The following is a 14,389-nucleotide window of genomic DNA, read 5'->3' as shown; positions in this document are numbered from 1 at the left end:
GCGCCGTCAGTCGTTCGCGACGAGCAGAGGCGGCCGCACCTCAAACCAGTGCCACAGGCTTTCGTAGGGCTCTGCCTTGCCGAAGAAGTAGCCCTGCGCCTCGGTGCAGCCGGCGTCACGGACCTGGTTGAGCTGCGCACTCGTCTCAACGCCCTCGGCCGTCGTCGTCATGCCGAGTTGCGTCGCCAGGCGCGCGACGGAGCGCACGATCTCCAGGCAATCCTCCCGCGTCGCCATGTCGCGCACGAAGGACTGGTCGATCTTGATCTTGTCGAAGGGGAATTTGCGCAGGTAGGTGAGCGACGAATACTTGGTGCCGAAATCATCGAGGGCGATGCGCAGCCCCAGCGCACGCAGGCGGCCAAGCGTTGCCGCGACCCCATCGCTGTCCTGCAGAAGCGCTGACTCGGTGATCTCCAGTTCAAGGCAACTGGCGGCAAAGCCCGACTGGTGCAATGCGTCGCGGACCAGTTCCACAAGATCGCAGCCGGCGAACTGAACCGGCGAAATATTCACCGCGACCTTGGTGCCTTGCGGAAAGGTTGCCGCGTCGGCGCAGACCTTGCGCAACACCCATTCGCCGATCGGCACGATCAGGCCGGTTTCCTCGGCAATGGGGATGAAGTCACCGGGCGAGACCATGCCCCGTTTCGGATGCCACCAGCGCAGCAGCGCCTCGAAGCCGCTCAACTGCCCGCGGCGCAGGTCGAACAGGGGCTGGTACTGCACCTCCAGCTCGCCAAGCTCCAGGGCGGCGCGCAGGTCGGCTTCCAGGTCCATCCGCGCCTGCAACTCGGCCGCCATCGATGCCTCGAAGACCCGATAGGTTCCGCGGCCCGCCGCCTTGGCCTTGTACAGCGCCATGTCGGCGTATTTGAGAATGGCGTCCGCCGTGATGATCGGCGTGCTGGCGCTCGCGATGCCGACACTCACCCCGACCGAAGCCTGGTACTGCCCGAGGTCGAAGGGCGCTGCGAGGGCCTGGATGATGCGGGCCGCCAGGGGCTCGACATCCTCGCGCAGCGAGCCGTTGCCCTGCACCAGGACGGCGAATTCGTCCCCGCCCTGCCGGGCCACGAGGTCGCCTTCGCGCACGCAGGCACGGATGCGGCTGGCCGCCGATCGCAGCAGTTCGTCGCCGGCCTGGTGCCCAAGTGTGTCGTTCACATTCTTGAACTGGTCCAGGTCGAGGAACAGGACCGCGACCTCGTGCGTCCCGGCGATGAGCGCATCGCCCAGCCGTTCGTTGAACTGGCGCCGATTGGGCAGGCCTGTGAGTGCGTCGTGGTTCGCGATGTGGCGAATGCGCGCTTCGGCCTGGCGGCTTTCGGTCACATCCTCGTAGGTCGCCACCCAACCGCCGTCCGCCAGTGGCTGGTGCGAGATCGACAGCGACCGCCGCTCCTCATCCTCTTTCACAAAGGTGGACGCGCGCGAGCGCGACGCCAGTTCCTGATGCTCGACCCACACCGCATGGGCCGCGTCGCGGCCGAAGCCGCCGGATGCCCCAGCCAGCTTCAGCAGGTCGCGGGCATGGGCGCCCGCCTCCGCCACCCCGGCGGGAAGTCGGAAGATCTCGCTGAAGCGCCGATTGCTCACGATCAGCCGGTGCTCGGTGTCGAACATGCCCAGCCCCTGCGACATGTTGTTCAACGCCGCATCGAAAAGCTGGTTCTGCCGGAAAAGCTCGGCGTCCCGCACCTGCAGCCGTTCATTCTGCAAGGTCAGGGCCGCCATCGCTTCCTGCACGCGCACATTGGCGGCGGTCAGTCTCTCTCCGGTGCTGGTCAGGTCCTTGACCAGCGACTGCACGTCGGCATTCGACCTGACGAGCAGGCGGTTGTGCCAGGAGGCGATGACGGCAAGGACCGCACAGCAGGCGATGAGACCAACGAGCAGGCCCGAGAACAACCACTGGAGGCGATCCAGTTCCTGGGCGTTTCGCGCCGCCAGCTCCGCGGCATAGGCATGCGCGATCGACGCCATCCGCGCCATCGCCCCGTTCAGGCGCTGAAAGCCCTCCAGAAATTGTAGCAGCTGGGCGCGATCGTCCAAGCCAGCCAGCAGGGGGCGGGACGATTCGATCGTCCTGCCCATCAGCTCGGTTATGCTCGTGAGTTCGGTGTGCGAGCGGATGAAGACGCCGGATTCGCCGCTGCGCAGGACCACCTGGCGGGCCGCGACGATGTCGAGCCACATCTCCACCCCTTCGCGGGTGGTATCATCCGGTTTGAGGACGAAGGCCCCGATGGCGGCCTGGAGCCTTGAGACCTCTTGCGCCGCCTGGCCGACCGTGAAGGCGATATTGTAGCCGGAGATGCGTCCGACCGCGCTCTGGCGCTCGAAGATGAGCGCCGACGCATAGACTGCCCCTGCCGTGAGCAGGACGGCCAGCGCCACGAAGAACATGCGAACGCGCGCGCCCGAAACGGCCTGCGGCCGCCACCAGGCCTTAGACATTCTGGGGCCGGCAGCAGCCTTCGCCCGGGCATCCTCTCGCCCGGGCACCCCGGTACCGGTCACCGCACAATGAGCTGTGCGACCGACCAGGCCGATCGGCTGTAATAGAGCCGATTGCGGAGTTCGGCGTCGGAATCATAGGGATAGACAATGAAGAGGGGGCCACGGTCGCTCACCGGCATTTCGGCGCCATTGCGGTGCGTTGCCAGGATCACGCCAAAGCGGCTGAAGTCGGCAATCGGAATGTCGGTCGAATAGTCGTTGAGCGCGATCGCCGTCAGGGTCTGACCCCTGGCGCCAACGGCCTCCATCAGCTTCGCCATGGGGACGCCGTCGAACCTGACCGGGGTGTCGTACCAGGGCGTGCTGGTGGTGATGGTGGCCGAGCCGATCGCCGCGAGCATGGCGCGGTCAAAGACGGCGACATCACCATCGTTGGTGTTGGCGATATCGCCCCTGACCCGCAGGATCGCGCGCCCCGTCGGACGTTGGAGCGTGCCCTGCGCCACGGCGCCGCCGCTCGTCGCCGCGGCCGTCGCAAGGCCGAGCGTTGCCGCGCCGAAGGTGGTCATGAGCGTGCGCCGGGGGATGATCCGCATATCCGATCCATTCCTTGTCAGAGGGTCTGGGCGCGTGGTCAACGCGACACCTCAAGCGAGGCGCATTCGCGCAGGAACTCGTTTTTAAGGGAGGCGTCCTCCAGGAAGGCCCCGAAGTAGGCGCTCGTCACCATGCGGCCATTGGCGGCACGGACACCGCGGTGGGTCCGGCACATGTGGACGGCACTGATGCGGACCGCCAGGCCGGTCGGGGCGGTGTTCTCCCACAGGTGGTTACCGATCTGCTGGACGAGTTCTTCCTGGGTCTGGAGACGCGCGGCGAAGTGATCGACCACGCGGTCATACTTCGAGAGGCCGAGGACCTTGCCGTTGGGCGAGGGCAAAACGGCGACGTAGGCCTCACCCCGGATAGGCATCAGGTGATGTGCACAGGTGGAGCGGACGTCGATCGGCCCCGTGATGATCATGCCTTCATAGGCATGCCGGTTCTCGAAATCCGTCAGCGACGGGGGGGCCACGGTCCGGCCGCGAACCAGTTCATCGACGAACATCCGCGCGACCCGCCCGGGCGTGCCGCGGGTGTTGGGGTCGTTCTGGTGGTCGATCCGCAGGATTTCGAGAAACTCCTCCAGCTTCTCGCTGGCGGCACTGATCATCGCCTCCCGCTCGATCGGCGAGAGGACCGCGTCGAGGGACTCATTCGACAGGGCAGCACGGGACTGTAGACGCCGAACCGTGATGCTCACGTCAGGTCTCCTGAAGAACTGGTCGGCTGATGACGGGGGCGGTGGGTGCTCTTCCGCTCATTGGCAAGAGAGCGTCATGCGTGAACGCGGCTCGCCTCGCGGTACACGACACCGTCGCAGGCGCCTTCCAGGCCGCGACGCACCTCGACCCGATCGACCCCCGGAATTTCCTTGTCCAGGCGCCGGAAGATCCACTGGGCGACGTTTTCGAGGCTGGGGGTCTCCAGGCCTTCGATGTCGTTCAGGTAGCGGTGGTCGAGTTGCTTGCGGAGCGCCGAGATGATGGGTTCCACCACCAGCAGGTCGTGGGACCAGCCGAAGACGGGAACCGGCTCTCCGGTCAGCACCACCTTGACCTTGAAGGTATGGCCATGCAGCGGGGTGTCGGGCGTGGTCTTGTGCGCAGCCTCGAAAGCGAATTCCTGGAACATTTCGATCACGCCAAACGCACTCCGTCCTCACTCGTCGTGACAATTCGCCACCGCCACTCGGAAAACGGGCGGCCTTACACCATTACAACTTCCACGGGAAGAAATGTCAATCGGCTTCGCTTTCAGCGCTGGCATGGCTTGGTTGATCACACTCAGAGTCGAAAACGAAATGACCGACTTCCCGAATCCTTGGTCCCGCAGGTCTGGAGACGCCAAGGTTACGATGATTTGCTGACCGAAGGAACACGTCCAGGCCGTGGCCCCATCGCGGAGAATCACGGCAAACGTTGAAATAATGAGACACCCAAGGCGCCGCCACCAGGAAAAGCGCCTGCCCCGGAAACAACTGAAACACCTCCGAAGCGCGGCGGGCTGGATGGCGTTTTTTTGTTTTCGTGGCGCCTCAGGCCCGGCGCTGGCGCCTGGCTTCGATCTCGGGCGCCAGCAGGGCCACCACATCCGCCGCCGGCACCAGGGCATCGCCGCCACCATGGCGGATCCAGCCCAGGCTCGACGGGTCCGGCGCGGCCTCTCCGGGGGCCAGCACCACAAGGCCGGTCAGGCCGAGTCGGCCAGCCAGCGCCATGGCCAGCCCCAAAGGCCCCACCACGATATCGACAGCCCCCAACAGCGCCGCCAGGTCGGCTGCCGGCAGGCCCGGCTTCGGCCGCAGCAGATGGACACCCTTCCGCGCCGCCAGCGCCGTCGCCACCCGGCCCCAGCCGCCATTCCCGACCGCGCCGCGATCTTCCCCCGCCAGCACCGCGACCACGACCCCCCCGGCATCCCGGGCGGCCACAAGCCCGGCACGCAGGGCCTGGCCCGCCGGGCTCTGGCGCGGCGCCAGGCCACGCAGCCCGGCCGGTACCGCCGGCGACCGCCGCCCCAGCAACGCCACGCAACGCTGCGCAAGCCCGGCCCAGGCCGCCGCCCGCGCCGGATCGCCCCGGGCCGCCGTCGCCGCGGGCAGCCCCAGCCAGGCCCGTTCCAGCCGCACCGGTCGCACCGGCGCCGCCTCCAGCCCGACATCCACCACCAGCGCCGACACCGCCAGCATCGCCAGCGACGCATCCAGCGGCAGGTCGAGCGCCACACTCCGCCGCCCGGCGATGACGCCGGACCAGCGTGCCTCACCCAGGATCGCGCGGCCCTCGGCCACCCGCAGCCGCACATGCAGCCCGACCGGCGCGTCCTCCGTGCCATCCAGGACCAGGGTCAAGCGCGCCAGCGGCCCGGACAGTCCCGCGGTCGCCGGCACCGCGACCTCGGCCGAGGCCTCCAGCACCGGCGTCGTCGCGGGGATGTCCAGCGTCGCCCAGACCTCCGGTGCGGGGTCGGCCGACAGCAGCAACGCGGGTCGCGCACCATCCGCCCGCAGGATGCCAACCGCCTCGGGGGCCGCTGCATGGATATGGCCGCGCAGCCGCAGCATCACGCGGAACGGGCCGATCGCGGCATCGTCCAGTGGCACGGACAGGCCGGCCAGTTCCCCGGCACTCCAGGCGCCGGTCGATTCCACCGGGTGCCAGCCCCGGGCCAGCATCGGCGCGATCGCATCGCCTTGCCAGCCGCGCGGCTGGGGCGGGGCGGCCCCCAGATCCTCCAGCGTGACCGCAAGCAGGGCGAAACCGAGCAGCCGTTGATCCGTGCCGAGCCCGGCCGAGGCCGGGCTATGCGCGCCCTCCGCCTCCAGCGTGATCGCCAGGGCCTGGCGTCGCGCGGTGGCGCCAAGCCATTGCCCGCGCAGCCCGGCAACATCCACCGGCGCCAAGGTGCCGGGCGGTGCGGGGACGGCGATCGCCAGGTGCGGCGCCGCCCCCAGCCCCGCGATCAGCGGCGCATCCGGCAGCGGCTCGGCCCCCGCCCCCAGGTCGAGCAGCAGGTCGAAGGGCGCGGGCGGCAGCCCGTCGGGCGGCAAGGCGTCATCGGCGATACCGAGTGCCACCGCGAGGGCGCCCATCGCCGGGTCGCCCAGAACCACGATCCGCGCCTCCGGAAAACCCGCGCGCAGGATGGCCATGGCGGGTTCGACGGCCAGGGCGGCGGCGGCTGGTCCGGGCAGGACGACGCCGATCCGTGTGACCGGCGGCGCGACCCGGGGCCGCCCATCGGCACCGGCCCATTCCCCCGCGAGGCCGAAGACGAGCGCCGAGCTGGGCGCCGGCCAGGGTTCGAAGACCGGCGTTTCCGGCGGCGTGTCCGCGGCAGGCGGCGGGCTATCCGATTCCGGAACCTCCTGGCCCGCGCCGGCCTGCTCCTCCTCCGGCGGCGTCACGCCGGTTCCAGGGCCCAGCCCGCCAACGCCAGGCCAAGCCGCCGCTTGTCTTCCAGCCCCACATCGGTCCCGATCGTCGCCGTCGCGCAATGCAGCGCGATACGGCAGTCGCGGCCACGGAATGCCTCGACCGGCACCGGCAAGGTGACGGCGCCCGCGTGCGGCACCTCGGCGAAGCCGATCCGCAGCCCATTCACGAAGACCTCAAGCGTCTGCACCAACCCGCCGTGGCGGAACGGCACCAGGTCCAGCACCAGGCGCAGCGGGCGGTCCGGCAGGCGCATCAGGAAGACCAGTTCGGCCTCCCGCCCGTCCATCCAGACGAAGTCCTGCTCGATCGCATGCCAACCAGCACCGAGGTATGGCACCGGCGCCTGGTCGGCACGGCAGGCGATGCGCAGCCCCGGCACGTAAACGGATTGCGGGGTGTTCCCTGTTGGTGCGCTGTCGGTCATGGCTTTGGCGCTACCAGCGGTTGCCGTGGCCGGTCAACGGCCTGGGCGTGCGGTAGCAGCCGGTGCGGCGGAATTCTTCCCCCGGTCACCGGCCTTGCACAAATCCCGCCACGGCATGGCTTGATCGCAAGCCCGGCGCACCCGACACTCACGGCCCATGCTGCCTCGCCCCCCTCGCCGCCCGCAGTTCTTCTACACGACGGCACCGCTGCCCTGCCCCTACCTGCCGGGCCGGACGGAGCGCAAGATCGTGACCGAACTGGCCGGGCCGGATGGCGAGGCGCTGCACGACCGCCTGTCGCGCGCCGGTTTCCGGCGCAGCCACAACATCGCCTATGCCCCCGTCTGCCCCGGCTGCCAGGCCTGCGTGCCGATTCGCATTGTGGTCGACCGCTTCGGCCCCAGCCGCACCCAGCGCCGCATCCAGGCCGCCAATGCCGACCTGACGGTGGAAGAACGCCCCGCCCGCGCCACCGCCGAACAATTCGCCCTGTTCCAGCGCTACCAACTGGCGCGGCACGAAGAAGGCGACATGGCCTCGATGGGTTTCTACGACTACCGCGCGATGGTCGAGGATACGCCGATCACCACCGGCATGGTGGAATGGCGCGACCCCCAGGGCCGGCTGGTCTGCGCTTGCCTGACCGATTGGCTGTCGGATGGGCTGTCGGCGGTCTATTCCTTCTTCGATCCGGATCTGGCGCGACGGTCCCTCGGCACCCGCGCGGTGCTGTGGCTGGTGGACCGCGCCCGTGTCGCGCGCCTGCCCTACGTCTACCTGGGCTACTGGGTCCCGCAGAGCCAGAAGATGGCCTACAAGGCCGGTTTTGCACCATCGGAGGTGCTGGTCGCCGGCGAATGGCGGCCGCGGGCGACGTTGAACGCCGGCGCCGATGTGGGCGCCCTGGCCAGCCTGGCGACCGTCCCGGGGGATTGAATTTTCGCAACGCGATCGTGATGACGCAAATATTGCGGGCACGGTAACCTGCCGCGGTCGCGGAGTTCCCCATCATGTTGCCCGAGGATTACCTCCGCCAATTCCACCCGCTGAAGGTGGTGGACCCCGCGCTCGGGATCAGTGCCTCGATCGATGTGCGGAACTACGTCAGCGGCATGACTGCGGCGGGCCGGACCGAATACAACAAGATCAGCGGCATCATCGCCGGGCGTTACCTGGGCGGGAAGAACTGGTCGGTGTCCGACCTGAACGGGATGCCGCAGCCCTTCTCGATCAAGGGGGCGTCGGGCATCGACCCCAAGGAACAATGGACCATCGGCTCCATCCGTCGCGCCTTCGGCGGTCGCGCCTCGCCGGAGGAGATGGTGGACGGGCTGCGCCTCGCGGTGCTGACCGGGCGGTGCAAACCCGCCGAGGTCGGGGCCTATGGTGCGATGCACCTTGGGTTGGACTGCAACGCCTTCGTCGGCAATTGGCTGGGCGTTTCGCCATCAACCTCGATCGAGGGGTATGCGCGTGGCTATGGCAACACGGTACCGCCCGGTTCCACACCCGACGTGCTGGTCACCAAGGGCATCGTCAAACTGCCGCCTATCACCGATCCGGCGAAGATCACCCCAGGCAATGTGCTTGCGACGTTCAGCAAACTGGGCGGCTCGGCCAAGACCAACTGGCGCCACATCGCCCTGGTGCAGAACTGGGAACCGCTGGCGGGCGGCAAATACCGCCTGGACCTGTGCGAATGGGGCGAGGCCGGTGGGTTCCAGCAGCACCGGGCCAGCATGACGGTCACCCTGACGGGCAACAAAAGCCTGAGCGGCATTCCGGAAGCCATGCTGCCCGGAACCCCGACCCTGGCCTTCGAGACAACGCGCGGTGGCAGCCCGGCGTTTCGCGTGTTCCTGGATGACACCAAGCTTGCGTATCTTCAGTCACGCGGCTGGGACGTCGGCGGTCACTACGGCACCTGACAGGCGGTGAACCGGCGTCCTGGCACGCAACCGTGATCGCCGGACGCCTGGCGATTTGTTAATCTCGCCTGGGCCAAAGCGACACCCGCGGAGACCCCCGCCATGAGCCCCGAAGACTACCTGCGCCAGTTCCACCCGCTGAAAGTCTTCGACGCCAAACTCGGCATCAGCGCGTCGATCGACGTGAAGAACTACATCAGCGGCATGCCCGACAGCGGGCAGACCGAATACAACAAGATCAGCGGCCTCATCGCCGGGCGCTACTTCGGCAGCAAACACTGGTCGGTCTCCGACCTGATCAAGCAGACCCAGCCCTTCTGCATCAAGGGCGCCGAGGGGATAGACCCGACCGAGCAATGGACCATCGGTTCCATCCGCCGCGCCTTTGGCGGCCGCGCCTCGCCGGAGGAGATGATGGACGGGCTGCGCCTGGCCGTGCTGACCGGGCGGTGCAAGGCGTCGGAGGTCGCAACCTATGGCGCCAAGCACATGGGCCTGGATTGCAACGCCTTCGTCGGCAACTGGCTGGGCGTGTCGCCGTCGACCTCGATCGCGGCCTATGCCCATGGCTACGGCAAGAAAACGCCGAAGGGTGCGACGGCCGATGTGCTCGTCACCAAGGACATCATCCACCTGCCCCCGGTCACCGATCCGGCAAAAATCCAGCAGGGCACGGTGCTCGCGACCTTCAGCAAACTGGGCGGCACCGGCAGCAGCAACTACCGCCACATCGCCCTGGTGCAATCCTGCGTGCCGGTCGCCGGCGGCAAGTACAAGGCCGAACTCTGCGAATGGGGTGGCGCCGGCGGGTTCGAGGCACATAAGGCCACCGCCACCTTCGCCCTGACCACGGCGAAGAAACTCGACGGCATCCCGGAGACCATGATCCCCGGCAAGGATACCCTCGCCTACCAAACCAAATGGGGCGGCCACAACGCCTTCCGGGTGTTCCTGGACAGCACCAGCCTGGACTACCTGGCCTCCCGCGGCTGGGAAGTCGGCGGGCTGTATGGGACGTAGACCAGGGGCCGTAGCGCTCCAGGGCAGGTTGCAGTCAGAATGCCGGGTCGGGGAAAAACCGGCTCGGGCCGGGGGCCTGCGCGATCCGCGCAGGCCCCAACCCGCCTAGGCTGCCAGACGCTCGATATCGGCCTGCGCCCCCAGCACGGCCTTGCCGCGCTGCGCCTCGCCCATCGCAACACCCTCCGCGCGGATGAAGCGGATGTCGGTGATGCCGAAGAAGCCGAAGACGCCCCTCAGATAGGTCTCCTGGTGGTCCAGGGCGGCGATCGGCGTGCCTTCGCCATAGAAGCCACCGCGCGACGACGCGATGATCACCGTCTTGCCACCGGCCAGCCCTTCGACGCCCGACGCCGAGTAGCGGAACGTGCGCCCAGCCACGGCCAGACGATCGACCCAGGCCTTCAACTGCGTCGGGATCGAGAAATTATACATCGGCGCACCGACCACAACGATATCGGCGGCCAGGAAGGCATCAAGGACGGCCGCGCCGTCGGCGATATCGGTGGACAGCGCGACGTTATCCGGCGCGACCCCCTGGCCGGCGGCCAGATGCGCACCCGACAAGTGCCCGACCGGCTGCGCGGCCAGGTCGCGGTAGCTGACTTCCAGCCCCGGGTGCTGCGCCTGCTGGGCGGCAACGATGGATGCGGTCAGGCCGCGGCTGACCGAACCGGCGCCCAAGATGCTGGAATCAATGTGAAGAAGCTTCATGACTGTCGAACTCCATAGCGCGAACTCTGCGTGGCCGGAGATCTAGGACTGGCCCATCCAACGCGACAGCCTATATGATTGGATGAGATCCATCGTCAGGAGCGATAGATGCTGGACAACGTCACCCTCGACCAGATGCGCACCTTCCTCGCCGCCGTCGACGAGGGCAGCTTTTCCGCGGCCGGGCGCAAGCTTGGGCGGGCGCAATCGGTGGTGAGCCAGACCCTGGCCAATCTGGAGGGGCAGATCGGCGTGCGCCTGTTCGACCGCGCCGCGCGTCGGCCCGTGCTGACCGACGAAGGTCGCGCCCTGGTCGTGGAGGCACGCGCGGTGACGGGCCGCATGGACGCCTTCAAGGCCCGCGCCGCCAGCCTGGCCGGGGGGCTGGAGGCCGAGGTCTCCATCGTCGTCGACGTGATGTTCCCGATGTTCGTCCTGACGCACGCCATCGGCGACTTCCAGGCGCATTTCCCCGACACCGCGCTGCGCGTCTATGTCGAGTCCCTGGGCGCGGTGACCCAGCCGGTGGTGGACGGTCGCTGCGCCTTCGCGGTGATGAGCGCGCTTCCGGACATGCCCGTCTCCCTGGTGCGGGAGCAGCTACAGATGTTTCGCCTGATCCATGTGGCCGCGGCCCATCACCCGCTCGCGGCAATCAGCGGGCCGGTGCCGACCGAGGAACTGGCCCGGCATGTCCAACTGGTGCTGACCGACCGCTCCAGCCTGACGGCGGGCCGCGAGTTCGGGGTGTTTTCGCCCCGCACCTGGCGGCTGGCCGATCTCGGCGCCAAGCATGCCTTCCTGCTGGCGGGGCTGGGTTGGGGCGGCATGCCCGCCGATCGCGTCGAAGCGGACCTGGCGGCGGGAACCCTGGTCGAACTTCGCTTGATCGACGCGCCTGTCGGCGGCTTCGTCATGCCCTGGTACGCCGCGCATCGCGCCGATGTCCCTCCGGGGCCGGCGGGGCGCTGGCTGATCGAGCGGCTGAAAAGCACCGCCAGCCAGTGCCCTTCGCCGGAGTAGCCCGCCTACCCGCCGAAGACCCCGCTCTTCGGGAAGCCATTCGGTGGCATGCGTCCCGCACCGCCGCGTGCGCCCTGCCATTCCTTCAGGTTCGTCTCCACGCGCACCCGTTCGCCCAGGCGCCACGACAGGCCATCGGCGATGCGGAACGCCTTCACATCGGCCATGCCGCCATCCTTGTAGGCCTGCAGCCGCACGCCGGCGCCGCGCTGCATCTTTGGCACCTGGTCCAACGGGAAGACCAGCAGCTTGCGGTTCTCGCCGATGACGGCCAGGTGGTCGGCATCGCCTAGCGGCAGGCAGGACATCGCTTCCACACCAGGGTCCAGGTTCAGCAACGTGCGACCCGTGCGCTTTTCGGCCAGCAGATCGTCGGCGCCGACGACAAATCCCTTCCCGTCGCGCCGCGCCAGCAGGAAGGATTCCCCCGCCTTCCAGACGAAGAGCGTGACGACCGCATCCTCCTGCCCCATGTCGAGCAACAGCCGCACCGGCTGCCCATCGCCGCGCCCACGCGGGATGGTATCGGCCTTGATCGTATAGGCACGACCATTCGTGGCGAAGAGCGTGAGGCGGTCGGTCGTCTCGCAAGGGATCAGCGCCTGGACGCGATCGCCTTCCTTGACCTTCACCTCGGCATCCGGCGCCAGCGTGCCTTTCTGTGCGCGGATCCAACCCATTTCCGTCAGGATGACGGTGATGGATTCGCGTTCGACGAAGGCGTTTTCGTCCAGCACCACGGGTTCCGGCACCACGCCGGTCGCGGTGCGGCGGCGGCCGATCTCGCTCTCCTCGCCGAATTTTTTGCGCGTGGCTTCGATGTCCTGGCCGATGCGCTTCCACTGCTTCTTCGGGTCGGCCAGCAGGCCGCGCAGGCTTTCGCCTTCCTTGGAAAGCTTGTCGTGCTCGCGCCGGATCTCGATTTCTTCCAGCTTGCGCAGCGACCGCAGCCGCATGTTCAGCACGGCTTCCGCCTGCGTATCCGTCAGCCCGAAGCGCTTGATCAGCGCGGGCTTGGGCTCATCCTCCTCGCGGATGATGCGGATGACTTCATCGATGTTGAGATAGACGATCAGATAGCCGGCCAGGATTTCCAGCCGCCGCTCGATCGCCGACAGCCGATGCTGGCTGCGCCGCACCAGCACGACCTGCCGGTGATCCAGCCAGGACCGCAGGACTTCCTTCAACCCCATGACGCGCGGCGTGCGGTTCGCATCCAGCACGTTCATGTTCAGCGACAGCCGCTGTTCCAACGCCGTCGCGCGGAACAGGCTTTCCATGAGATGCGCGGGTTCGACGGTACGCGCCCGCGGCTCGAACACCAGCCGCACCTTGTCCGTGCTCTCGTCCCGCAAATCGGCCAGCAGCGGGAGTTTCTTCTCCTCCAGCAATTGCGCGATCTGTTCGACCAGCCGCGATTTCTGCACCTGATAAGGGATCTCGGTGACGACGATGGACCAGAGCCCGTTCTTGCCCTTCTCCACATCCCAGCGCGCCCGCAGCCGGAATCCGCCACGACCTGTCGCATAGGCCTCGCGCATCGACTCGCGGCTCTCGACCAGGATGCCACCGGTCGGAAAATCGGGGCCCTGGATATGCGTCAGCAAGGTATCCAGCGACGCGTTCGGGTCGCGCACCATCTCCAGCGCGGCGGCGCACAACTCGCCCGCGTTATGCGGCGGGATCGATGTCGCCATGCCCACCGCGATGCCATTCGCGCCATTGGCCAGCAGGTTCGGAAACCCTGCCGGCAGCACCAGCGGTTCCTGTTCCTCGCCATCATAGGTCGCGCGGAAATCGACCGCGTCTTCCTCGATGCCTTCCAGCATCGCCTGGGCGATGGCGGTAAGCTTCGCCTCCGTGTAGCGCATCGCCGCCGGGTTATCGCCGTCGATATTGCCGAAGTTCCCCTGACCCTCGACCAACATGAAGCGCGAGGCGAAATCCTGCGCCAGCCGCACCATCGCGTCGTAGATCGAGGAATCGCCGTGCGGATGATACTTGCCCATCACGTCGCCGACGATGCGGGCGCATTTCTTGAAGCCCGACGCCGGGTCCAGTTTCAACTGGTGCATCGCCCAGAGCAGCCGCCGGTGCACCGGCTTCAGCCCATCGCGCACATCCGGCAGCGACCGCGCGGTGATGGTGGACAGCGCATAGGCCAGGTAGCGCTCGCTCAGCGCCTCGGCGAGCGGCGTCTCGCGCACGGCATCGGCGCGGGGGATCAAATCATCGGGCATGATGGAATCGCGTTTTGTTCACGGGACCCTGCTACACCACCACGGGCGACATGGCGACCGGGGGAAGTGCCTCGGTCATCGCCGCGGCCGTCAGCCCGGTCTGGGGATGCACCCAATCGGGCGCGACCTCGGCCAGCGGCACCAGGACGAAGCGGCGCAGATGGGCGCGCGGATGCGGGATGACCGGGTCGGGCAGGTCCCGGACCAACCCGCCCATGCCGATGATATCCAGGTCCAGCGTGCGCGGGGCGTTGATGTGGTGGCGCACCCTGCCGGCGGCGGCCTCGATCGCTTGCAACGCCGCCAACAGTGCCTCGGGCACGGCATCCCCCGCCAGGCGCGCCACGGCATTCACGTAGTCCGGGCTGCCCGGCGGCTCGGACGGCGTGCGCCAGAACTGTGATACGCCCACCAGCCGCAGCCCCGGCAACCGCCCCAGCGCGCCGACGGCGGCGGCCAGGGTCGCCTCGGGCGTCGCCCCATCCGGGCCCGGCAGGTTGGCGCCCAGCGCCACCAGGATCATGTCGGTCTGCATG

At 67.9% G+C, this 14,389-nt stretch carries 13 protein-coding genes; 4 read left to right on the top strand and 9 right to left on the bottom strand.

Features of this window, described 5'->3' with window-relative positions:
• Window positions 1-6: 6 nt before the first annotated feature.
• The 6 genes from ACQW02_RS10850 to ACQW02_RS10825 all read right to left on the bottom strand — a co-directional run bounded on the left by ACQW02_RS10850 (window position 7) and on the right by ACQW02_RS10825 (window position 6,927).
• Entirely contained in the window at window positions 7-2,409 is a 2,403-nt protein-coding gene (locus ACQW02_RS10850) for a putative bifunctional diguanylate cyclase/phosphodiesterase (protein WP_431285256.1), read from the bottom strand.
• A gap of 110 nt (window positions 2,410-2,519) precedes the next feature.
• Complete coding sequence (locus tag ACQW02_RS10845) at window positions 2,520-3,059, bottom strand: molybdopterin-dependent oxidoreductase (RefSeq protein WP_431285255.1); 540 nt, start codon at window positions 3,057-3,059, stop codon at window positions 2,520-2,522.
• Between the two features lie 38 nt (window positions 3,060-3,097).
• Window positions 3,098-3,766 carry a GTP cyclohydrolase I gene (gene folE, locus ACQW02_RS10840; protein WP_431285254.1) on the bottom strand — a complete coding sequence of 223 codons (669 nt, stop codon included), beginning with the start codon at window positions 3,764-3,766 and terminating at the stop codon, window positions 3,098-3,100.
• A 74-nt stretch (window positions 3,767-3,840) separates the two neighbouring features.
• Entirely contained in the window at window positions 3,841-4,197 is a 357-nt protein-coding gene (locus tag ACQW02_RS10835) for a 6-pyruvoyl trahydropterin synthase family protein (protein WP_431285893.1), read from the bottom strand.
• A gap of 403 nt (window positions 4,198-4,600) precedes the next feature.
• On the bottom strand, window positions 4,601-6,472 hold the full coding sequence (locus ACQW02_RS10830; protein WP_431285253.1) for a hypothetical protein: 1,872 nt from the start codon (window positions 6,470-6,472) through the stop codon (window positions 4,601-4,603).
• Window positions 6,469-6,927: a hypothetical protein gene (locus ACQW02_RS10825; protein ID WP_431285252.1), complete on the bottom strand. Its 459-nt coding sequence runs from the start codon at window positions 6,925-6,927 to the stop codon at window positions 6,469-6,471. Before ACQW02_RS10825 ends, ACQW02_RS10830 begins: the two co-directional genes overlap by 4 nt.
• 157 nt (window positions 6,928-7,084) lie before the next feature.
• Here ACQW02_RS10825 and ACQW02_RS10820 point away from each other — a divergent pair, with 157 nt between their 5' ends.
• From ACQW02_RS10820 to ACQW02_RS10810, 3 genes are all read left to right on the top strand, one after another.
• Window positions 7,085-7,864 carry an arginyltransferase gene (locus ACQW02_RS10820; protein ID WP_431285251.1) on the top strand — a complete coding sequence of 260 codons (780 nt, stop codon included), beginning with the start codon at window positions 7,085-7,087 and terminating at the stop codon, window positions 7,862-7,864.
• Between the two features lie 74 nt (window positions 7,865-7,938).
• Window positions 7,939-8,856 (top strand): hypothetical protein, encoded by a 918-nt coding sequence (locus ACQW02_RS10815; RefSeq protein ID WP_431285250.1) that lies wholly within the window; start codon window positions 7,939-7,941, stop codon window positions 8,854-8,856.
• Window positions 8,857-8,958: 102 nt separating this feature from the next.
• The gene (locus tag ACQW02_RS10810; protein ID WP_431285249.1) at window positions 8,959-9,876 is read left to right on the top strand and encodes a hypothetical protein; all 918 of its coding nucleotides are present in this window, start codon (window positions 8,959-8,961) and stop codon (window positions 9,874-9,876) included.
• A gap of 105 nt (window positions 9,877-9,981) precedes the next feature.
• Here ACQW02_RS10810 and ACQW02_RS10805 read toward each other — a convergent pair whose 3' ends face one another.
• Window positions 9,982-10,590 carry an FMN-dependent NADH-azoreductase gene (locus ACQW02_RS10805; RefSeq protein ID WP_431285248.1) on the bottom strand — a complete coding sequence of 203 codons (609 nt, stop codon included), beginning with the start codon at window positions 10,588-10,590 and terminating at the stop codon, window positions 9,982-9,984.
• A gap of 108 nt (window positions 10,591-10,698) precedes the next feature.
• On the opposite strand from ACQW02_RS10805, the gene ACQW02_RS10800 reads away from it, so the two are divergent.
• A complete protein-coding gene (locus tag ACQW02_RS10800) occupies window positions 10,699-11,613 on the top strand; it encodes a LysR family transcriptional regulator (RefSeq protein ID WP_431285247.1) in 915 nt (304 codons plus the stop codon).
• A 5-nt stretch (window positions 11,614-11,618) separates the two neighbouring features.
• On the opposite strand, the gene parC is transcribed toward ACQW02_RS10800, so the two are convergent.
• Together parC and folK are read right to left on the bottom strand one after the other, a co-directional pair.
• Window positions 11,619-13,853, bottom strand: a complete 2,235-nt coding sequence (gene parC / locus ACQW02_RS10795; RefSeq protein WP_431285246.1) for a DNA topoisomerase IV subunit A — start codon at window positions 13,851-13,853, stop codon at window positions 11,619-11,621.
• Between the two features lie 31 nt (window positions 13,854-13,884).
• Window positions 13,885-14,388 (bottom strand): 2-amino-4-hydroxy-6-hydroxymethyldihydropteridine diphosphokinase, encoded by a 504-nt coding sequence (folK, locus tag ACQW02_RS10790; RefSeq protein WP_431285245.1) that lies wholly within the window; start codon window positions 14,386-14,388, stop codon window positions 13,885-13,887.
• Window position 14,389: the final 1 nt, after the last annotated feature.

It is taken from the genome of Humitalea sp. 24SJ18S-53 (assembly GCF_050632385.1).
GTDB lineage: Bacteria > Pseudomonadota > Alphaproteobacteria > Acetobacterales > Acetobacteraceae > Humitalea.
This window is presented reverse-complemented; position numbering and strand designations above follow the sequence as displayed.